Raw genomic sequence first — 21,273 nt, forward strand, 5'->3', positions numbered from 1 at the left:
CGACCGGCTCGCGCGCCGGGCACCACCAGCGGACGAGCCAGCCCTCCGCCCGGATACCCGCACCAACCGCGACCGGCTCGCGCGCCGGGCACCACCGGCGGACGAGCCGGCCAAGCGCTCAGACACCCACGACCGGCACACACGCCCAGCACCATCGACGACACACGAACCAACTGCCCGCACCGACACCCACGACCGGCACACACGCCCAGCACCATCGACGACAGACGAACCAACTGCCCGCACCGACACCCACGACCGGCACACACGCCCAGCACCGTCGGCGGTGGAGGGGACGGGTCTGCGGTCGGATGCGCGGGACAACCGGGACCGGGTGCTCGAGGCGGCCCGGCGGCTGTTCTCCGAGCAGGGTCTGGGTGTGCCGATGCGGGAGATCGCCCGCCGGGCCGAGGTGGGACCGGCCACGCTCTACCGGCGCTTCCCGACCAAGCAGGCGCTGATCGATGCCGCGTTCGCCGATGAGATGCGGGCGTGCAGTGGCATCGTGCGGGACGGCTGTGCCGACCCCGACCCGTGGCGTGGCCTGAGCGCGGTCGTCCGCGACATCACCGAGCTCAACGCGGTCAACCAGGGCTTCACCGACGCGTTCGTGTCGTCGTACCCGGGCGCGGCCGACTTCGCGGCTCACCGGGCCGGCATGCTGCGCGCCCTGACTGGCCTGTGGCGCCGCGCCCAGCGGGCCGGCGCCGTCCGCCCCGACTCCGTCGTCGACGACCTCATCCTCATGATCATGGCTGGCCGCGGTCTGCCCGTCGGCCCGCCGGAGTTGCGGGTGGCCGCCGCCCGGCGCTTCGCCGCCCTCATCCTCGACTCGTTCCGCGCCTCCCCCGCCGCCGGGCCGCTGCCGCCACCGGCCCGGGTGTCCGCCGCCGCGGTGAGCGGCGGCGGATGACCGGTCTCGAACCTCAGCCAGCCGGCACCCTGTCCAGACCGGCCTCAGGCAGCCGATAGCCGGTCGATAGCCGACCGATAGCCGGCCGGCAGCTTGTCCAGGGTGGCGATGCGATCGAACTGCTCGCCACTGGACATCATGCGACTACGGCGTCGCGGGTACTTCTCGGCGACATGACGAACGCCCGGCTTCCCTGGGGAGAGGGAGGCCGGGCGTCGCTGATCTGTCAGAGGCGGTTGGAGGCCTCGGTGAGCACCGAGCGCAGGATCTGCTCGATCTCGATGAACTGTTCCTCGCCTGCGATCAGCGGCGGCGCGAGCTGGATGACCGGGTCGCCCCGGTCGTCGGCGCGGCAGTACAGCCCGGCCTCGAACAGCGCGCTCGAGAGGAACCCGCGCAGCAGCCGCTCCGACTCCTCCTCGTTGAACGTCTCCTTGGTGGCCTTGTCCTTCACCAGCTCGAGGCCGAAGAAGTAGCCGTCGCCGCGGACGTCGCCCACGATCGGCAGATCTTCCAATTTGGAGAGGTACGAGCGGAACAGATCGCTGTTGTCCCGGACGTGCTTGTTGAGGTCTTCCCGCTCCATGATGTCGAGGTTGGCCAGGGCCACCGCCGAGCCGACCGGGTGACCGCCGTAGGTGATGCCGTGGGCGAACCAGTTGGTGCCCTCGAGGAACGGCTCGGCCAGGCGGTCCGACGCGATCATCGCCCCCAGCGGCACGTACCCGCTGGTCAGGCCCTTGGCCACGGTGATGATGTCGGGCGTGTAGCCGTAGCGGTGACCGCCGAAGTACTCGCCGAGCCGGCCGAAGCCGCTGATCACGTCGTCCGAGACCATCAGCACGTCGTAGCGGTCGCAGATCTCGCGGACGCGCTGGAAGTAGCCGGGCGGGGGCGGGAAGCACCCGCCCGCGTTCTGCACGGGCTCGAGGAAGACCGCGGCCACCGTGTCGGGGCCCTCGAACTCGATGGCCTCGGCGATGCGGTCGGCGGCCCAGACACCGAACTCCTCGAGCGACTGCGACTCGTCGGGGCGGCGGTAGTAGTTGGTGTTGGGCACGCGCAGCGTCGACGGCACGAGCGGCTCGAAGTCCTGCTTCAGGGCCGGGATGCCGGTGATCGACAGGGCGCCCATCGAGGTGCCGTGGTAGGCGATGTTGCGCGAGATCACCTTGTGCTTGGTCGGCTTGCCGGTGCGCTTGAAGTACGAGCGGGCCAGCTTCCAGGCCGACTCGACCGCCTCGGAGCCGCCGGTGGTGAAGAAGACCCGGTTGAGGTCGCCCGGGGTCAGGTCGGCCAGCCGGTCGGCCAGCTCGACGGCCTTGGGGTGGGCGTACGACCAGATCGGGAAGTACGCGAGCTCGCCCGCCTGCTTGGCCGCGGCCTCGGCCAGCTCCTGGCGGCCGTGGCCGGTCTGCACGACGAACAGCGCGGACAGGCCGTCGAGGTAGCGGCGGCCGGTGGAGTCCCAGATGTAGCAGCCGTCGCCGCGGACGATCATCGGGATGTCGGCCTTCTTGTAGGACGACAGCCGGGTGAAGTGCATCCACAGGTGATCGCGGGCGTCGCCGGACAGCTTTTCGTAGTCGGGTGACTGCAGGTCGCTCAAGGGGGGCTCCAAGTTAAACGGTGGCGAAGGCTTGCTCGAGGAGGCTGAGGCCGCGATCCAGCTCGTCGTCCGAGATGATCAGCGGGGGCAGCAGCCGGATGACGTTGCCGTAGGTGCCGCAGGTGAGCAGCAGCAGACCCAGCTCGTGCGCCGCCTTGGCCACCGCAGCGGTCCGGACGGCGTCGGGCGCGGGGCCCGCTGCCCCGTCCTCGCCGGGTATCACGACCTCGACGGCCAGCATCGCGCCGCGGCCCCGCACCTCGCCGATCGACGGGTGCTTGGCCGCCAGGGCCTCGAGCCGGGGCATCGCCACCGACTCGATGTGCCGCGCGGCCGCGTTCAGGTCGAGCTCCCGCATCGTCTCGATGGAGGCCAGCGCGGCGGCACAGGCGATCGGATTTCCGCCGTACGTGCCGCCGAGCCCACCGGGGTGCACGGAGTCCATGATCTCGGCGCGCCCGGTAACGGCGGCCAGCGGCAGCCCGCCCGCGATGCCCTTGGCCGTGGTGATCAGGTCGGGCTCGATGCCCTCATGTTGACAGGCGAACCAGGAGCCCGTACGGCAGAAGCCGGTCTGGATCTCGTCGGCGATGAACACCGCGCCGGCTGCCTTGGTCCAGGCCGCGATTGCCGGCAGGTAGCCCTCGGCGGGCACGACAAAACCGCCCTCGCCCTGGATGGGCTCGATCAGCACGGCGGCGACGTTCACGGCGCCGACCGTCTTCTCGATCTGCCCGATGGCGTACGCGGCGGCGTCCGCACCGCTGCGGCCGTCCCGCAGTGGATACGACATGGCGACGCGGTAGATCTCGCCCGCGAACGGCCCGAAGCCCTGCTTGTACGGCATGACCTTGGCCGTCAGCGCCATCGTCAGGTTGGTGCGGCCGTGGTAGGCGTGGTCGAACACGACCACCGCTTGCCGTCCGGTGGCGTGCCGGGCGATTTTCACGGCGTTCTCGACCGCCTCGGCGCCCGAACTGAACAGGGCCGACCGCTTCTCGAAGTCGCCCGGCGTGAGCGCGGCCAGCTCTTCACAGACCGCCACGTACTGCTCGTACGGGGCGATCATGAAGCAGGTGTGGGTGAACCGCTCGACCTGGGCCTGCACGGCCGCGACGACCTTGGGCGCGGCGTTACCGACGTTGGTGACGGCGATGCCGGCGGCGAAGTCGATCCACTCCCGGCCGTCCACATCGGTCATCGTGCCGCCGGCGGCGGTGCTCACGTAGGACGGGATCATGCTGCTGACCCCGCGCGCGACGGCCGCGGACCGACGCTGGTGCAACTCGGCCGACGAGGCCATCACTCAACTCCTTCAAGCTTCAGGACCCGATCATTTCACTGATTCCGTCGCACGCAAGAGGCCCGACAACTATTTCCGTATGACGCTCGTCAGGAGTCAAAGCCCAGGCCAACCTTGTCGAGGGTGCGCAGCCACAGGTTGCGACGCCCCTGGTTGCGGTCCGCCTGCGCGATCGACCAGCGGGTGAGCTGGATGACGCCGGAGCGCACCGGCTCGGGCGGGAACGGGATCGGCTTGCTGCGCACCATCTTCAGCGCGGTCCGCTCGGTGCGCTCGCCGGAGAGCAGGTCGAGCATCACGTCGGCCCCGAAACGGGTCGCACCCACGCCGAGACCGGTGTAGCCCACCGCGTACGCCAATTTGCCTTTGTGAGCCGTGCCGAAGAAGCTGCTGAACCGGCTGCACGTGTCGATCACACCGCCCCATTTGTGGGTGAAGCGCAGACCGTCGAGCTGGGGAAACGTCTCGGCGAAGTGGTCGGCCAGCACCTCGAAGGTCGCCTCACGCTGGTCGTGTGCGGGGTCGATCCGTCCACCGTTGTAATAGACGGCGTCGTACCCACCCCACAGGATGCGATTGTCCGAGGTGAGGCGGTAGTAGTGGAACTGGTTGCCGGCGTCGCCGATCCCCTGCCGGTTCGACCAGCCGATCGAGGCCAGCTGACCCGGGGACAACGGCTCGGTCATGAGCACGTAGTCGTACACGGGAACCACGAAGTGCCCGAGCCGGCGCAGCAGCTTGCCGTGGGCGCCGGTGGCCAGCGCGACCCGGGCCGCGTCGATCCGGCCGCGACACGTGTGCAGTCGCAGGCCGGCGCCGTGCGGTCTGATCCGCTCGACCGGTGACTGCTCGTAGAAGCGCACACCCAGCGACAGGCAGGCCGCGCGCAGCCCCCACACGAGGCGGGCGGGGTCGACCATGGCGCAGCCGTCGCGGTCCCACACCCCACCGAGGTACGTGGGTGAGTCGACCTCGGCCCGGATCTGCTCACGATCAAGAAAATCGGGAGATGCCCGCAAGGAAGGAAGCTGCCACGCGGCCGTGGCGACCGACAATTCTCCCGTACGGGAAAAATCGCAGTCGATGCCGTAGCGCGCGACCGTCGCCTCGATCCCGTCGAGGTTGTCCAGACCCATCTTGACCAGGCGCGGCATCTCGGCCGGGAAGCGGCTCAGGCCGTTCTCGTAGCCGTGGGTGAGCGAAGCGGCGCAGAACCCGCCGTTGCGACCCGAAGCGGCCCAGCCCGCGGTGCCCGCCTCGATCACCACCACGTCGCGGGCGGGGTCGCGTTCCTTGGCCATCAAAGCTGTCCACAAGCCGCTGTAGCCGGCCCCCACCACCGCGAGATCCGCGGTGGCGAGGCCGTCGAGCGGGTCGGCGGGAGCCGGAGCCCCGGCCTGGGTCAGCCAGTACGGTTCAGAAACTGCATCCTTCAGTGAAGAACGCACGAGTTATCAATCCTGCTTACTTACCTCGGCGCGATGAACGGATGTTGGCGATCACGGCGCCCAGGACGCCGATCGCGAAGATGAGCGTGCCCATGACGTTGACCTGCGGCGGAATGCCGACGCGGGTCGCGCCCCAGATCCACAGCGGGAACGTCTTGGTGGTGCCCGCCGTGAAGGCGGTGACGATGAAGTCGTCGATGGAGAGCGCGAACGCCAGCAGCACGCCGCTCATGACGGCGGGCAGGATGATCGGGAAAGTGACCTTCCAGAACGTGGTCCAGGCGGTCGCGCCCAGGTCGTACGCGGCCTCCTCGATCGACCGGTCCAGGGTGAGCACCCGGGACCGCACGACCACGGCGACGAACGAGATCGAGAACATGACGTGCGCGATCGTGATCGTCACCGGACCCAGGCCGGTGCCGGCCGACACGAACAGGCTCAGCAGCGACGCGCCCATGATCAGCTCGGGCGAGGACATCGTCGCGAACATGACCAGGTTGAGCGAGCCGGAACCGGTGAACCGGTAGCGGCCCAGCGCGTACCCGATGCCGGTGCCGAGCGCGGCCGCCAGCAGGCTGGACACGACGGCGATGACGATCGAGGTGATCAGCGCGCTGGTCAGGTCCGGGTACTCGAACAGGCGCCCGTACCATTTGAACGTGAAGCCGTTCCAGGACTGGTTGTAGCGGCCCTGAGTGTCGTTGAAGCCGAACGCGATCATGACCGCGATCGGCAGGGCCAGCCAGGCGATGACCAGCCAGGTGTAGAAGTGGAGCAGCCCGCCGCCGGTGATCCGCCGCTTGGGCTTGATCTTCGCCGAGTCATCGGTCGAGGCGGGCGGCCGCTGCAGGGTCGACGCTGTCATCGCGCGGCCACCTTCATGACGTCCTCGGTGCCGAGGATCCGGGCGTACGAGAAGACACCGATCAGCAGCACGAGCATCAGCACGAACGAGAGCGCCGAGGCCGTCGGATAGTCGGAGTTCTCGAGGAACTGCGTCTGGATGACCTGCCCGATCATCGTCGTGTCCGAGCTGCCCAGCACCTCGGAGTTGACGAAGTCGGAGCTGGCCGGGATGAAGGTCATCAGCACGCCGGCGAACACCCCGGGCAGGGCCAGCGGGAAGATCACCTTGCGGAACGTGGTGGCCGGGTTGGCGTACAGGTCCCGCGCCGCCTCGACCACGCGCGGGTCGATGCGCTCGAGGGCCACGTAGATCGGCAGCACCATGAACGGCAGGAAGTTGTAGACCAGTCCGAGGATCACCGCGTACGGCGTGCCGAGGATGTGGAACGCCTGCGAGATCAGCCCGAGGTCGCGCAGCGGCTGCAGCACGGGCCCCTCGTCGGTCAGGATCTGCTTCCACGAGATCGTCCGCAGCACGAACGACACGAAGAACGGCAGCAGAACCAGGAAGAGGTACGACCCCTTGCGGCGGCCGCCGTAGAACGCGATCCAGTACGCCATCGGGAACGCGATCGCGATCAGCAGGATCGTGGCGATCACGCCGTAGATCAGCGACCGGATGATCTGTTCCTGATAGGCCGAGATCGCTTCCGTGTACGTCTGCCAGTGCCCGGTGAAGCGGTAGCCGTGGACGATGTCGCCCTCCTGGAGGGAGAGCGACAGCATCGCGAACATCGGCACCGCGAAGAAGATCAGCAACCAGATCCCGCCGGGCAGAACCAGCAGGTAGGGGGCGATCTGTCGTTTGACGCGGTTCATATCATCCCAGCACGATAGGTTCGAAGGTCTTCTGGAACTTCTGCTGCTCGCTCGTGGCCTCGAACGCGACGTAGTAGTGCAGCTTGTCGTACTCGGCCTGGGTCGGGTAGACGAGCTTGCTGTCGGCCACGTCGAGCAACGCGTCCTTGGCGTCGCCGCTGAGCTTGGCCGCCCGCGCGCGCATGTCGGCCTGGGCCGCCGGCACCGGGCAGACGTAGTTGATGTACTCGGCCAGCGAGGACGCGTTCGCGACCTCGTAGAAGAAGTCCATCGCCATGATCGCGTCGACCGGGTTCTTGGCCGTGATCGGGATCGTGAAGTTGTCGGTCCAGATCGTGCCGCCCTCGGACGGGATGATGAACTTGAAGTCCGTGTTGTCCGAGAGGTTCTTCTGGAAGATGTCGCCCGACCAGGCCTGGGTCGCCCAGACCTCACCACTGCCCAGCGCCTCGATGTAGCTCTGGTCGTAGTAGTTGCGGACGAATCCGTCGTCCTTCTGCTTCTTGAGCTCCTCGGCCGCCTTCTCCCAGTCGTCCTCGGTCGACTTGGCCGGGTCGACGCCGATCTTCATCAGGCCGAAGTTGCCGAGCTCCTGGATGTCGGAGAACATGCCGACCTTGCCCTTGAGCTTCGGGTTGGTCCACAGGTCGGCCAGACTCTCGATCTTGCCGGTCTTGCTCTCGTCGTAGGCGATGCCGGTCATGCCCGAGGCGTACGGGATGCTGTAGGCGTTGCCCGGGTCGAAGGCCTCTTTCTTGTACGCGGCCCCGGCGTTCTTCGCGTAGTTCGGCAGCTGGGCGTGGTCGAGCGGGGCGAGGAAGCCCGAGTCGCGGAACTGCGTGAACTGGAAGCTGTTGGTGATGACCATCAGGTCGAAGCCGATGGACTGCCCGGCCGAGAGCTGCGGCTGCACCTTGGCGAACCAGGGGCCCATCTCCTGGATGACTTCCTGGTAGTTCACCTTGATGCCGGTCTTGGCGGTGAACTTCTTGAGCTCGGGCCGCTTCGGGTCCATGTAGAGCGGCCAGCCGGCGAAGTTCAGGGTGCCGTTCTTGACCTTGCCGTTCCAGAACTTGGCCACGGCGTCGGGCTCGGCACTGGCCGGTGCCTGCGTTCCCTGACCCTGCACGCCACAGGCGGCGAGGGCGCCGCCCAGACCGGCCAGGCCGGAGAGTCGAAGCGCGTCACGACGGCCGAAGCGGCGCTGAGTGAGGCCGCGCAGGAAGGTGGGGTCGGACATATTCGACGCAGACACTTCAGTCTCCGATCATGTATGAGTGCTGGGGGGCCCAGGTTAAATACACCCGGTCACCGCGATCCGCAAGATCGTCGGCGTTCGAAGCATTTTGATCGAAGACTGTGAAATCCGCGCCTGCCGCTGTGGACACGGTGTAATTCGTTGAGGTTCCGTGATAAACGACCTCGGTCACTGTCCCGGAGAGGACACTGCCGCCGGTCGCTTGTACGGGCGGAACGCCCCGGTGCAAATCAATCTTCTCGGGACGGATCGACACCTCGAGCTTGTCGCCCTGGCGCACCGACTGCGGGGCGGGCACCACGACCCTGTCCTGCGCGGTGTAGCTGAGCAGGGCCAGCCCGCCCTCGACGCGGTCGACGTGACCGTCCACGATGTTCGAGGTGCCGATGAATCCGGCCACGAACCGCGACGCCGGCCGCTCGTAGATCTCGCGCGGCGTGCCCAGCTGCTCGATCACGCCGGCGTTCATCACGGCGATCCGGTCCGACATCGTCAGCGCCTCGCCCTGGTCGTGGGTGACGTAGACGAAGGTGATGCCGACCTCGCGCTGGATGCGCTTGAGCTCGATCTGCATCTGCTGGCGCAGCTTGAGGTCGAGGGCGCCCAGCGGCTCGTCCAGCAGCAGCGCCCGCGGGCGGTTGACCAGGGCCCGGGCCAGCGCCACGCGCTGCTGCTGGCCGCCCGACATCTCCCGCGGGGAGCGCTTCTCCATGCCGGTCAGCGACACGATCTCGAGGATCTCGCCGACCCGCCGGCTGATCTCGTTCTTGGCCACCTTCTTGCGCTCCAGACCGAAAGCCACGTTCTGGTACGTGTTCAGGTGCGGGAACAGCGCGTAGGACTGGAACACCATGTTCACATCGCGCTTGTTGGCCGAGACGCCGGTGACGTCGTTGCCGTCCAGGAAGACCTTGCCCGCGGTGGGCTCCTCGAAGCCGGCGATCATCCGCATGGTGGTGGTCTTGCCACAGCCGGAGGGGCCCAGCAGCGAGAAGAACTCACCCTGCCCGATGGCCAGGTCGGTGCGCTTGACGGCGGGCACCGTCTCGCCGTGCGACAGGTAGTTCTTGTTCACGCCGACGAACTCGATCGCCGGGGCGCCGCCGGCCGGCGCCGCCGACCGGGCGCGGACCGCGCTGTGCTGGGGGGTGGTCATCGGGGCTTCCTCTTCGCGGTGGGGGGTGTATGTGTCAGCCGAGGTAGCTCATGACGTGCTTGATCCGGGTGTACTCCTCGAACCCGTACATCGAAAGGTCCTTGCCGTACCCGGAGTGCCCGAAGCCGCCATGAGGCATTTCCGACACGAAAGGCAGATGAGTATTGATCCACACGGCTCCGAAGTCGAGCCGGCGCGACACCCGCATCGCGCGGCCGTGGTTCTGGGTCCACACACTCGCGCTCAGTCCGAACCGGACGTCGTTGGCCCAGCGGACCGCCTCGGCCTCGTCGTCGAACGACTGGACGGTGATGACCGGGCCGAACACCTCGTCCTGGACCATCTCGTCGCGCTGCCGGAGGCCGGCCACGACGGTCGGCTCGAGGAAGTAGCCGCGCTCGCCGATCCGCTTGCCACCGGCCACGATGCTCGCGTGGTCGGGCGTACGGTCGAGGAAGCCCTGGACCCGGGCCAGCTGGGCCGCGTTGTTGACCGGACCGAAGAAGGCGTCGGTGTCGGCCGGCGCGCCGACCTTGGTCGCGCGGGCCGCCTCGGCCAGGGCGTCGGTGAAGTCGGCGGCGACCCGGCCGTGCACGAGCACCCGGGTGGCGGCCGTGCAGTCCTGACCGGCGTTGAAGTAGCCGGCGCCGGCGATGGCCCGGGCCGTGGCCGCGATGTCGGCGTCGTCGAACACGATCACCGGGGCCTTGCCGCCCAGCTCGAGGTGGGCCCGCTTGAGGTCGGCCGCGGCCGAGACCGCCACCTCCATGCCGGCCCGGGTCGAGCCGGTGATCGAGACCAGCTGCGGGGCCGGGTGGGCGACCAGGGCCCGGCCGGTGTCGCGGTCGCCGCAGACCACGTTGAGCACGCCCGGCGGCAGGAACTCGGCCGCGATCTCGGCCAGCAGCAGGGTGGAGACCGGGGTGGTGTCCGAAGGCTTCAGTACGACCGAGTTGCCGGCCGCGACGGCCGGAGCGAACTTCCAGACGGCCATGACCATCGGGTAGTTCCACGGGGTGATCTGCGCGCACACGCCGATCGGCTCACGCCGTACGTAGGACGTGTGGTCACGCAGATACTCCCCCGCGGACTTGCCTTCCAGGATCCGCGCCGCGCCCGCGAAGAAGCGCAGCTCGTCCAGCAGCGGTCCCATCTCCTCGGCCCTCGTGGCCTCGACCGGCTTGCCGGTGTTGCGGCACTCGGCGTCGATGATCTCGTCGGCCCGGGCCTCGATGGCGTCGGCGATCCGCAGCATCGCGCGCTGCCGCTCGGCCGGGGTCGCGTCCCGCCAGGCCTCGAAGCCGGCGTCGGCCGCGGTCATCGCCGCGTTGACGTCCTGCTCGGACGAGACCGGGGCCAGCGCGTACGCCTCCCCGGTGCTGGGGTCGATCACCTCCGAGGTGACCCCGTCGACCGTGCCGGTGTACTCACCACCGACAAAATTGCGCAGAACGGGCAGCGCGGCGCTCACGAAATAAGACCTCCCGTAGCGGGCCTGTGACAGCTCCCACACGAACGACTGCGAGACCTTGACACAAACGAAGGACAGAAGACAAGGGAATCCGAAACTATTTTTCAATCTTGAAACGGAATCGGCGCTCAGCGCCCTTCTGATCTACGCAATCCCGCGTTCGCCCGTGTAATACCGGTCGGCCACCGACAGGGCGGAATCGAGGACGGCCAGACCCTCGCGCACCTCGTCCGCGGTGACCGTGCAGGGCGGGGCGACGTGCACCCGGTTGAAGTGGGTGAAGGGCCAGAGCCCCTGCTCCTTGCAGGCCGCGGCCAGTTCGTTCATCGGCCCGGCGGCGGCGCCGGACGCGTTGAACGGCACCAGCGGCTCGCGGGTGGCCCGGTCCCGCACCAGCTCGACCGCCCAGAACACGCCCAGGCCGCGGACCTCGCCCACGCTCGGGTGCTTGTCGGCCAGTTCGGCCAGGCCGGGCGCGATCACGTCGTCACCGATCATGCGGGCGTGCTCGACGATCCCCTCGTCCTTGAAGATCTCGATCGAGGCCACGGCCGACGCGCAGGCCAGCGGGTGACCGGAATAGGTCAGCCCGCCCGGGAACGGCCGCTCGCGGAACGTCTCCGCGATCGCGTCCGAGATGATCACGCCACCCAGCGGCAGATAGCCCGAGTTGACGCCCTTGGCGAACGTGATCAGGTCGGGGGCCACGCCCCAGCGGTCGACGGCGAACCACTCGCCGCACCGGCCGAAGCCGGCCATCACCTCGTCGGCGATGAACACGATGCCGTACGCGTCGCAGATCTCGCGTACGCCCTGGAGGTAACCCGGCGGCGGGACGAGGATGCCGTTGGTGCCCACGACCGTCTCGATCAGCACGGCGGCGATCGTGTTGGCGCCCTCGAACACGATCGTGTCGCGCAGGTGCTGCAGGGCGCGCTCGGTCTCCTGCTCGGGCGTGGCCGAATAGAAGGGCGACCGATAGGGGTACGGGCCCCAGAAGTGCACCACGCCGACCGCGATCGGCTCGTTGGCCCAGCGGCGGGGGTCACCGGTCGCGGTGATCGCGGTCGACGTGCCGCCGTGGTAGCTGCGGTACGTCGACAGGACCTTGTGGCGGCCGGTGTGGCCGCGGGCCATGCGGATGGCGTTCTCGTTGGCCTCGGCGCCGCCGTTGGTGAAGAACACCTTGTTCAGGTCGGGCGGGGCCAGCTCGCTGATCAGGCGGGCCGCCTCGCCGCGCTTGTCGTTGGCGAAGGCGGGCTGAATCGTGCAGAGCTGGGCCGCCTGCTCCTGGATCGCCTGCACGAGCCGCGGGTGCTGGTGTCCGATGTTGACGTTGACCAGCTGGCTCGAGAAGTCGAGATAACGCCGGTTGTCGTAGTCCCAGAAGTAGGAGCCCTGCGCCCGCTCGATGGCGAGCGGGTTGATAAGTCCTTGGGCTGACCAGGAGTGGAACACGTGGGCGCGGTCGTTCGCGCTTACCTCAGCCCCGTTCATCGGTTCGTGGGGAAGCCGAGGTCCACCGACGACGTGCCCGGGTCGGGCCAGCGTGACGTCACGACCTTCGAGCGCGTGAAGAAGTGGATACCGTCCGGCCCGTACATGTGGGTGTCTCCGAACAGCGACGCCTTCCAGCCGCCGAACGAGTAGTAGGCGACCGGCACCGGGATCGGCACGTTGACGCCGACCATGCCCGCGTTCACGTCGAACTGGAACTGCCGGGCCGCGCCGCCGTCGCGGGTGAAGATCGCGGTGCCGTTGCCGTACTCGTTGTCGTTGATGAGCTTCAAGGCTTCCGCGTACGTCTGGGTCCGCACCACGCAGAGCACGGGCCCGAAGATCTCGTCCGTGTAGACGTCCATGCCGGGCTTCACGTTGTCGAGCAGCGTGACCCCCAGGAAGTAGCCGTCACCGGGCACGTCGGCCTCACGCCCGTCGGCGACCACCGTGGCGCCCTCCGCGGTGCCCTGGGCGATGTAGCCGGCGACCTTCTCCCGGTGCTGGGCGGTGATCAGCGGGCCCATCTGCGACTCCGGGTCGGTGCCGGCGCCGATCTTCAGCTTGGGCAGCCGGGCCGCGATGGCGTCGACCAGCGGGTCGGCCACGTCACCCACGGCCACCACGACCGAGACGGCCATGCAGCGCTCGCCGGCCGAGCCGTAGGCGGCGCTGACCGCGGCGTCGGCGGCCGCGTCGAGCTCGGCGTCGGGCAGCACGACCATGTGGTTCTTGGCGCCGCCGAGGGCCTGCACGCGCTTGCCGTGCGCGGTGCCGGTCTCGTAGATGTACTTCGCGATCGGGGTCGAGCCGACGAAGCTGACCGCGGCGATCTCCGGGTTGGTGAGGATGGCGTCGACGGCCTCCTTGTCGCCGTTGACGACGGTGAAGACGCCGTCGGGCAGGCCGGCCTCGCGCCACAGCTTGGCCAGGAAGAGCGCGGACGACGGGTCCTTCTCGCTCGGCTTGAGCACGAAGGCGTTGCCGGCCGCGATGGCCGTGGTGCACATCCACAGCGGCACCATGGCCGGGAAGTTGAACGGCGTGATGCCGGCGACCACGCCGAGCGGCTGCTTGATCGAGTAGACGTCGACGCCGGTGGCTGCCTGCTCCGAGAAGCCGCCCTTCATCAGGTGCGGGATGCCCGTGGCGAACTCGGCGTTCTCGAGCCCGCGGGCGACCTCGCCGGCCGCGTCGGAGAGCACCTTGCCGTGCTCGCTGGTGATGATCGCGGCCAGTTCCTGGGTGTTGGCCGCCAGCAGCTCCCGGAACTTGAACAGCACCGTGGCCCGCTTGGCCAGCGACGCCGACCGCCACGCCTGCGCGGCCTCCTTGGCCACGGCGACGGCCTGGGCCACCTCGTCGGCCGAGGCGAGGTCGACCTCGGCGGTCTGCTCGCCCGTGGCGGGGTTGAAGACGGGGCCGGTGCGGCCCGAGGCTCCGGCGCGCTCGGCGCCGCCGATCCAGTGCGCGATGCGATTCATGGCCTGAGATTACGTACCACCCCTGGACCGAACAATGCACGAAACGTACTGTCACAAAAACCGCCCGCTCTCGCACCTGCGCCGGCCGCCTGCACGCCGGCGGGAGCGCCACACCTCCCCGCCATCCTCGAAAGGACTGAACGCTTGCTTGCCGAACTGCGCGCGCGCCTGGTCGACGTCTCCGCCCGCGGCCTGGCTGAGGCCGTGGGCCGGGCGGTCGGCGACGGAGCCCTGCTTCCCGGCAGCAAGCTTCCGCCCGTGCGGCAGGTGGCGGCCGCATTGCAGATGTCGCCCACCACCGTGAGTGCAGCCTGGCAATTGCTGCGCCGCTCGGGAACCATCCAGACCGACGGCCGCCGCGGCACCGTCGTCGCCACGTCAAGAGCCGACGGGCCGGGCCGCTACCGCGCTGCCCTGCGCGGGCGCTCCGGTTTCGCCCTGGATCTGTCGACCGGCGTACCGGACCCGCAACTGCTCCCCGCCCTGCCCGCGCTGGCCGGCCCCTCCCCCGCCCCGACCAGCTACCTCGACGAACCCGTGCTGCCCGCGCTGGCCGATCTGCTGCGCAGCCGATGGCCGTACGCCCCCGATCGACTGGCGATCTTCGACGGCGCCATGGATGCGATCGACCACGTCGCGTCCTCCCTGCTCCGCATCGGCGACCGGGCCGTGGTCGAGAACCCGTGCTTCCCGCCGTTGCTGGATCTGCTCGAGTTCCTGGGCGTCCAGCCGGTGGCCGCCGACACCGACGCCGAGGGCATGCTCCCGGCCTCGCTGGCCGCGGCCCTGACCCACCGCCCCGCCGCGGTCTTCGTGCAGCCCCGCGCCCTCAACCCCACCGGCGCCTCCTGGTCGGAATCGCGCTCGGCCGAGCTGGCCGCCGTGCTGGCCCGAACCCCCCAGGTGTACGCCGTGGAGGACGACTCGGCCGGCGACGTCTCCTCGGCCCCCCTGCATTCGCTGGGCACCCACCTGCCCCGGCAGACGATCCACGTGCAGAGCTTCGCCAAGTCCCACGGCCCCGACCTGCGCCTGGCCGCGGTGGCCGGCCCCGCCGCGGTGCTCGACCCCGTCCTCGAACGCCGCCTGCTGGGTCAGGGCTGGACCAGCCGCCTGCTGCAACACCTGCTGCTGACCCTGCTCACCGATCCCGCCTCGATCGCCGCGGTCAGCACCGCCCGCACCGAGTACGCCGACCGCCGCCACCGCATCGTGACCGCCCTGCGCCACCACGGCCTGCCCCAACCCTCGGGCGACGGCCTGAACCTGTGGCTGCCAGTACTCGACGAGCAGGCCGCCCTGATCTCCCTGGCCAGCAACGGCGTAGCAGCCGCCGCCGGCACCGCCTTCACCGTCACCCCCACCGAGCCCCACCTGCGCGTCACGGTCGGCCTGATAACCACCGACCACGAGGCCATCGCCGCCCACCTGGCCGAGGCCGCCCGCTCCCCCGCCCTCACCACCCCGCGCTGAACACGAGTCATCTTGACGGGTGACAACTGCGCGTGCGACGATTCGCGTCATGAGCGCGTGCGACACTTTGCCGACGAAGGAGGCAAGGCTCGACCAACCCGATCCGTGGACAGAGGCGGATTATCTGGCGCTCGGCGAGACGAAGAGCCGGATCGAGTTGGTTAACGGGGGCCTGCTGGTGACTCCAGCACCGGACAGAGCACACCAGGGCATCAACTTCCAGCTCATGCGCATGCTGTTCGACCCAGCCCGAGCGGCGGGCCTGCGCGCCTTCCAGGAGTCGAATGTCCGGCTGGCCTCGAATCAGATCCTCATTCCCAACCTGATCGTTGGACGCATGAGTCGCCAAGGCGGAGTGTGCGACGCCTCCGAGGTCGTGCTGGTCGGCGAGATCCTTTCGCCGAGCACAGCCTCCGTGGACAGGGTCCTCAAACGCCAGCTCTACGCTGCCGCGAAGGTCGACTGGTATCTGCTGATCGAACCCGACATGAGCACCTACGAGTCCGTTACGCTGCGCCTGCTACGGCGCTTCGGCAACGACTACGAGGAGGCCGCCGTGGCCAAGCAGGGCGAGACACTGCAGCACGAGCAGCCGTTCCCGCTCTCGATCCCCACCGAGGCTCTCCTCTGACGCGAATTCCGGGCACCAGGCATGACCGCGCCTTCGCCGAATCCGTTCGGCCGCGCCGGCCCGTGGACCGAGCTGGAGTACCTGGCGCTCGGCGAAACACCGACTCGCATCGAGCTCATCGACGGCCGGCTCCGGCAGAGCCCCCTGCGAAACGTCGCCCATCAAGCCATCAGCCACCTTGTTCGGACATCTCTGGGGCCAAGTGCGCGAGCCGCAGACTTGAAGATCTTCGGCGGAATCAACGTTCGGGTCGGCTCCGATCGAATCCTCATCCCCGACCTGGCCGTGGTGCGCCTGCGGGACAGGACCGCCATCGTGGTCGACGCCGCCGACGTCATCCTGATCGGTGAGGTCGTCCCGACCGGTCACGTGGCGGTGGACTACGGGCACGAGCGACGGGCGTTGTGGCGCAGCGGGAAAGTCGACTCCTACCTGCTGATCGAACCCCGCACACCCGACTATGACGGGCTCTCACTACACCTCTTCCGGCTCGGCGAAGGCAACGAATATACCGAGGCGGCCCGGGCCGAACCGGGCGGCGCCCTCGTCACCGACATGCCTTTCCGCATCAATCTCGGAACTGACGGCTTCATCGACTTCTGAAGCCGCGGCGCGGTTGACACTAGTCACCTAGTCGTATGACAATTTACCCGTGACGGAGGGCAAGCTGCGACAGCGCGGTCGACACCGGGACAGCGTGGAACCGCCGGACCCGGGCGAACCGGTCTACCGGCTCGGTAGAATCGCCGGCGAGGTGGTGCCGAGCCTCACGCCGACCGTGCCGCATCAGAACATCGCCCATCTGCTGGTGCGGGCGCTTCGGACGTCGGCCCACCGGGCGGGGCTGGGCGCCCACGGCTCGGTGCTCGTGCGGCTCAGCGCGGAACGGCTGATCGTGCCCGACCTGGCGGTGGCCCGGGTCGACCGGCTCGCCAGCTGCGCCGAGGGCGCCGACACGGTTCTGGTCGGCGAGGTCACCCGGCCCGGCTCGGACTCAGCCGCCACGCCGAGCCGGATCGAGCACTTCGCAGCGGCCGGCATCCCGTGGTTCCTGCTGGCCCAGCCCGAGACGCCGGAACACCGGGCCGTCAGCATCCGCCTGTTCCACCTGCGCGACGGCCGCTACCTCGAGCACACCGCGGCCACTCCCGGCCAGACCCTCGTCACGAAGGACCCCTTCCCTTTCCGCATCCGCACCACCGACCTGGTCGTCTTCTGACGTGTCCGGACCGCCGCGGGACCGACTGCCACGTTCGGCCGACGTCCTACTCACCGTGCCCTCCGCCGTCCCCCGCTCGCATGTCGGCCGACGTCGTCTCTCGCCGCGCCCCTCCCCGCCCCCGCTCGCACTTCGGCCGACGTCCCGCCTCGCCGCGCCCTTCGCCGTCCCTGCTTACGTTCGGCCGACCGCGCGCCGGAGCCCTTCGGTCGTTACGCACCTCGCTCAGAGCCGGCCGGACGGCCCGGGTCAGCCGCGCTGGGCCAGTCGGGATGCGGCGAGGGGCATGGCGGCGGTGAGCACGAAGTTGAGGGCCAGGATCAGCAGTTCTTCAGCGACGGAGTAGTTCTCGATCAGGACGCCCACGAGCAGGTTGACCACCTGGAGGGCGAGCCAGAGCGGCAGGAAAATGGCGACGGCGGTGCGCAGGGCGGTTTCGCGGGTGGCGTGCGGGATCAGCAGGGCGGCCAGCAAGGCGATCGCTGCCCACAGGGCCAAACCGGCGAGGAGGAACCAGAACAGGCGAGGGCTGGGCAGGGTCGGGCCGTCGGGCCAGGCCCACCAGGCGACGCCGGCCAGGGCCGCGGGGAGGCCGAAGACGGGGAGCAGGGCCGCCGCCTCTTCGGAGGGGCGGTAACCGGCGGAGAAGACGCCGAGGCCTGCGTTGACGATCGACAGGGTCAGCCACACGGACGTGAAGATGCTGAAGGCGACCGCGCCGGAAGCTCTGTAGGCGAACAGCTCGGTCAGCAGCAGGACAGAGCCGGCCAGCAGGACGCCGGCCAGCAGGAAACGGGGTAACCGCATGGCAACCACCTCGCACGAACAACTGGTGAGGGGCCGAAGTCTGCCACCGGGAAGGGCCGCCGCCAGTGCCTGTGGACAACCCTGGCACCGCTCATATCGCGGCCTGTGGACAACCCTCCTCAGGATCGAGGGCGGAAGCTGTCGAAGACGAGCTGCAGGTCGTCTCGGTAGCGCGTCCAGGACGAGTCGGGGGTCTGCCAATAGAAGCCGTACGCCTGTTTGCTGGAGGTGATGACGCCGCGGTTGTTGACGTGCTGGCGGGTGCCGTTGCGGGTGAAGGTGAACTCCCAGTCGGCGGCCTTCTGGAAGTAGTCGACCTCGCGGATGTGGATCTCGCGGTACGAGGGGAAGTCGCCGATGCTGACGCGGTAGTCGGCCTTGCCGCGCCAATCGGCCACCGGGTCGGGGGCGGGCTTTCGGGTCTGGTCGATGCCGAGGACGCGGCCGGTGGTGCTGTCGCGGAAGTAGACCATCGTCTTCTCGCGGGAGCGGGTCCAGCCCTCGGGTACGTAGACGGCAAAACCGGTCTGGTCGCGATAGTCACGCCAGCCCTCGGGCAACTCGGGCAGACCCGAACCGGAGCCGGAGCCGCTGTCGTCATCGTCGGCCGGCGCGGTCGTCGCGGCCGAGCCGGCGGCCTTGGTGGGCGGGGGCGCAACGGCACTGGCGGCGGCCGAGGTCTCGGGCGAGGCCGCCGGCGTGCCGGGCGCGGAGGTGACCTGCCCGCCCGCGACCGGGGGCGTCTCGCGGTCCGAGTCAGGCCGGGTCACGCCCCAGACGACCAGGCCCGCGATGAGGGCGACCACGGTCGCCGCAGCGGCCAGCAGCCACCGTCGGGCCGCCGGCTTGGCGACCGGCCGTCCTTCGGAATCGAGCGAGACGGGCGTCGCCCGGCCGAGATGCGGCGGCACTACGACCGGCTGAGGTGCCCCGCCTCGAGTCGCGGCGGGCTCCGGGCCGGGCGGAGCGGGGTCGGCCGACTCTTGCCCATCGAGCGCCCGGTCAGAGGGGCTGGACTCAAGGCTGGGCGGAGCCAGGTCAGACGAATCCGGGCCTTCGGAGTTGTCCGGCTCTTCGCTGGGCGCGGCGACGGACTCGTCCTCGGGGGCGGCGCGCTGGGTGGGGATCGGGGGCGGCGGTGCGGCGGCGGGCAGGTCGGCGGTGGTGACGGCTTCGGGGTGGGTGGGGACGAGGGCGTGGCCGTAAGCGCCCACGGAAGCCTCGCGCAGCAGGTGTTCCGCCTCGGCGGCGTCGATGCGCTGGTCCGGGTCCTTGCGTAGCAGGCCCTTCAGCACCGGCTCGAGCACCCCGGCCCGCTGCGGCGGGTCCGGCTCGTCGGCGGCCAGGGCGGTCAGCGACGCCAGCGCCGACGAACGGTGGAACGGCGAGTGCCCCTCCACCGCCGCGTACAGGGTGGCGCCCAGGGACCACAGGTCTGAGGCCAGGCCGGCCGTGCCGTCGCGGGCTCGTTCCGGGGACATGTACTCCGGGGAGCCGATCAGCATGTCCGAGCTGCTGATCTGGCTGTCGCCCTCGATGGTGGCGATGCCGAAGTCGGTGAGCAGCACCCGGCCGTCGTCGGCCAGCAGCACGTTGGCCGGCTTCACGTCGCGGTGGTCGACCCCGGCGCCGTGGGCGGCCTTCAGGGCGGCCAGCAGCTCCAGGCCGACGCGGGCGGCCCGGCGCGGGTCGAGCGGCCCCGTCGTGCGCAGCACCTCGTGCAACGACCGGGACGGCACGTACGCCATGACGATCCAGGCGCGACCGTCCACATCGAGCACATCGAAAACCTGGACCACGTTGGGATGGCCGAGCCGGGCCGCAGCGCGGGCCTCGCGCAGGGTGCGGCGGTGGGCCGACTCCCGTTCGCGGGCCGGCAGGTCGTCCGGGAGCAGCACCTCTTTGATGGCCACATCGCGCTGCAGCACCTCGTCGCGGGCCTGCCAGACCTTGCCCATGCCACCCACGCCGAGGGTTTCACCCAAGCGGTAACGACCGGCGATGAGAGGCATGTGACGGCCCTTACCCGGCTACGGCCGAGATCAGACATGTGCACGTGCCCTTAACGCTCGCGGAATGTGCAATACTTCCGGAACTCCGAATCGAAAGTTTCGGCGGAGTTCGTGGGGCAAGCGAGGAGAGTCCATGGCCGCGACCGGAAGACGCGTCACTATCGCGACCATTGCCGAGGCGGCCGGGGTGAGTGTGCCCACGGTGTCGCGAGTGCTCAATGGGCGTACGGATGTCTCACCGGAAACTCGCGACCGGATCGAGCACCTGCTGCGCGAGCACGACTACCGCCCTCGTAACTCTCGGCAGCCGCTCCGCGCGGGCCTCGTCGACCTGGTTTTCCACGATCTCGACAGTCCGTGGGCGGTCGAGCTGATCCGCGGCGTCGAAGAGGTCACGCACGCCGCCGGCGTCGGCACCGTGGTGTCGGCCGTGCACCGGCGCACCGCTTCGACCCGGCAGTGGCTGCAGAATCTGCGATCGCGCCAGTCCGACGGGGTGGTGCTGGTCATCTCGGACGGGGCCGGCCCGGTCTACACCGAGCTCCACCGGCTCAACGTCCCGATGGTGATCATCGACCCGGCCGGCGGGGCCGCGGCCGACGTGCCGACGATCGGCGCCACCAACTGGTCGGGTGGCCGCAGCGCCACCGAACACCTGATCTCGCTCGGCCACCGTCGCATCGGCCTGGTCGAGGGTCCGCGCAACCTGCTGTGCAGCCGGGCCCGCCTGGACGGCTACCGGGCCGCGCTCGAGTCGGCCGGCCTGCGGGTCGACCGCCGGCTGATCGAGCCGGGCGACTTCAGCCACGAGGGCGGCTTCGCGGCGGCCCAGCGGCTGCTCGACCGGGACGACCCGCCGACCGCGATCTTCGCCTCGAGCGACCAGATGGCGCTGGGTGTGTACGAGGCGGCCCGGCTCAAAGGCATCCGGGTGCCGGACGACCTGAGCGTGGTCGGCTTCGACGACCTGCCCGAGGCCCGCTGGTCGTCGCCGCCGTTGACCACCGTCCGGCAGCCGCTGGCCGACATGGGCGGGCTCGCCGCGCGTACGGTCTTGCGACTGTCTCGCGGCGAGCCCATCGAAACTCCCCGGGTCGAGCTGGCAACTGAGCTCGTGGTCCGGGAAAGCACTGCCCTACTTGCCGAATCCCGCCGTTAGACCGCTCAGCAGCTGACGCCGGCCGATCGCGTAGAGCAGGACGATCGGTACGGTGGTCAGCACGACCGAGGCCGCGATGGCCGGGATGTTGACGCCGAACTGGCCCTG

Annotated in this window: 18 protein-coding genes; 6 read left to right on the top strand and 12 right to left on the bottom strand. The window is 69.4% G+C overall.

Translation table 11 applies throughout. The features are described from left to right. Positions 1–286 precede the first annotated feature (286 nt). A complete protein-coding gene (locus M1L60_RS04275) occupies positions 287–913 on the top strand; it encodes a TetR/AcrR family transcriptional regulator (RefSeq protein WP_253235930.1) in 627 nt (208 codons plus the stop codon). Between the two features lie 226 nt (positions 914–1,139). Here M1L60_RS04275 and M1L60_RS04280 read toward each other — a convergent pair whose 3' ends face one another. The 10 genes from M1L60_RS04280 to M1L60_RS04325 form a co-directional block, all read right to left on the bottom strand. Next, positions 1,140–2,522 (bottom strand): aspartate aminotransferase family protein, encoded by a 1,383-nt coding sequence (locus tag M1L60_RS04280; protein WP_256515909.1) that lies wholly within the window; start codon positions 2,520–2,522, stop codon positions 1,140–1,142. A gap of 13 nt (positions 2,523–2,535) precedes the next feature. Then, positions 2,536–3,825, bottom strand: coding sequence for a 4-aminobutyrate--2-oxoglutarate transaminase (gabT, locus tag M1L60_RS04285; RefSeq protein WP_253235931.1), 1,290 nt, complete (start codon positions 3,823–3,825; stop codon positions 2,536–2,538). Between the two features lie 89 nt (positions 3,826–3,914). Further along, complete coding sequence (locus M1L60_RS04290; RefSeq protein WP_253235932.1) at positions 3,915–5,273, bottom strand: NAD(P)/FAD-dependent oxidoreductase; 1,359 nt, start codon at positions 5,271–5,273, stop codon at positions 3,915–3,917. 16 nt (positions 5,274–5,289) lie between these two features. After that, complete coding sequence (locus M1L60_RS04295; protein ID WP_253235933.1) at positions 5,290–6,138, bottom strand: ABC transporter permease; 849 nt, start codon at positions 6,136–6,138, stop codon at positions 5,290–5,292. Further along, positions 6,135–6,998 carry an ABC transporter permease gene (locus M1L60_RS04300; RefSeq protein ID WP_253235934.1) on the bottom strand — a complete coding sequence of 288 codons (864 nt, stop codon included), beginning with the start codon at positions 6,996–6,998 and terminating at the stop codon, positions 6,135–6,137. Before M1L60_RS04300 ends, M1L60_RS04295 begins: the two co-directional genes overlap by 4 nt. A 1-nt stretch (position 6,999) precedes the next feature. After that, entirely contained in the window at positions 7,000–8,253 is a 1,254-nt protein-coding gene (locus M1L60_RS04305; protein ID WP_253235935.1) for a polyamine ABC transporter substrate-binding protein, read from the bottom strand. A 1-nt stretch (position 8,254) separates the two neighbouring features. Beyond that, positions 8,255–9,412: an ABC transporter ATP-binding protein gene (locus tag M1L60_RS04310; RefSeq protein ID WP_253235936.1), complete on the bottom strand. Its 1,158-nt coding sequence runs from the start codon at positions 9,410–9,412 to the stop codon at positions 8,255–8,257. 34 nt (positions 9,413–9,446) lie between these two features. After that, a complete protein-coding gene (locus M1L60_RS04315) occupies positions 9,447–10,883 on the bottom strand; it encodes an aminobutyraldehyde dehydrogenase (protein ID WP_253235937.1) in 1,437 nt (478 codons plus the stop codon). 144 nt (positions 10,884–11,027) lie between these two features. After that, positions 11,028–12,380: an aspartate aminotransferase family protein gene (locus M1L60_RS04320; RefSeq protein WP_253235938.1), complete on the bottom strand. Its 1,353-nt coding sequence runs from the start codon at positions 12,378–12,380 to the stop codon at positions 11,028–11,030. Further along, positions 12,377–13,864 (bottom strand): CoA-acylating methylmalonate-semialdehyde dehydrogenase, encoded by a 1,488-nt coding sequence (locus M1L60_RS04325; RefSeq protein WP_253235939.1) that lies wholly within the window; start codon positions 13,862–13,864, stop codon positions 12,377–12,379. Before M1L60_RS04325 ends, M1L60_RS04320 begins: the two co-directional genes overlap by 4 nt. Before the next feature lie 144 nt (positions 13,865–14,008). Between M1L60_RS04325 and M1L60_RS04330 the strand changes: the two genes are divergently transcribed. From M1L60_RS04330 to M1L60_RS04345, 4 genes are read left to right on the top strand one after another with little or no spacing between them, the layout of a single operon-like run. After that, positions 14,009–15,337, top strand: coding sequence for a GntR family transcriptional regulator (locus M1L60_RS04330; protein ID WP_253235940.1), 1,329 nt, complete (start codon positions 14,009–14,011; stop codon positions 15,335–15,337). A gap of 49 nt (positions 15,338–15,386) precedes the next feature. Beyond that, positions 15,387–15,968: a Uma2 family endonuclease gene (locus M1L60_RS04335; RefSeq protein ID WP_253235941.1), complete on the top strand. Its 582-nt coding sequence runs from the start codon at positions 15,387–15,389 to the stop codon at positions 15,966–15,968. Between the two features lie 21 nt (positions 15,969–15,989). Further along, positions 15,990–16,571 carry a Uma2 family endonuclease gene (locus M1L60_RS04340; RefSeq protein ID WP_253235942.1) on the top strand — a complete coding sequence of 194 codons (582 nt, stop codon included), beginning with the start codon at positions 15,990–15,992 and terminating at the stop codon, positions 16,569–16,571. A 49-nt stretch (positions 16,572–16,620) separates the two neighbouring features. Then, a complete protein-coding gene (locus M1L60_RS04345) occupies positions 16,621–17,187 on the top strand; it encodes a Uma2 family endonuclease (RefSeq protein WP_253235943.1) in 567 nt (188 codons plus the stop codon). A gap of 249 nt (positions 17,188–17,436) precedes the next feature. On the opposite strand, the gene M1L60_RS04350 is transcribed toward M1L60_RS04345, so the two are convergent. Further along, positions 17,437–17,994, bottom strand: coding sequence for a hypothetical protein (locus M1L60_RS04350; protein ID WP_253235944.1), 558 nt, complete (start codon positions 17,992–17,994; stop codon positions 17,437–17,439). Between the two features lie 119 nt (positions 17,995–18,113). Then, positions 18,114–20,006 carry a serine/threonine-protein kinase gene (locus M1L60_RS04355; protein ID WP_253235945.1) on the bottom strand — a complete coding sequence of 631 codons (1,893 nt, stop codon included), beginning with the start codon at positions 20,004–20,006 and terminating at the stop codon, positions 18,114–18,116. Between the two features lie 133 nt (positions 20,007–20,139). Here M1L60_RS04355 and M1L60_RS04360 point away from each other — a divergent pair, with 133 nt between their 5' ends. Continuing rightward, on the top strand, positions 20,140–21,165 hold the full coding sequence (locus M1L60_RS04360; protein WP_253235946.1) for a LacI family DNA-binding transcriptional regulator: 1,026 nt from the start codon (positions 20,140–20,142) through the stop codon (positions 21,163–21,165). Positions 21,166–21,273 lie beyond the last annotated feature (108 nt).

This window comes from Paractinoplanes aksuensis (assembly GCF_024137025.1).
GTDB classification, from domain to species: Bacteria; Actinomycetota; Actinomycetes; order Mycobacteriales; family Micromonosporaceae; genus Actinoplanes; species Actinoplanes aksuensis.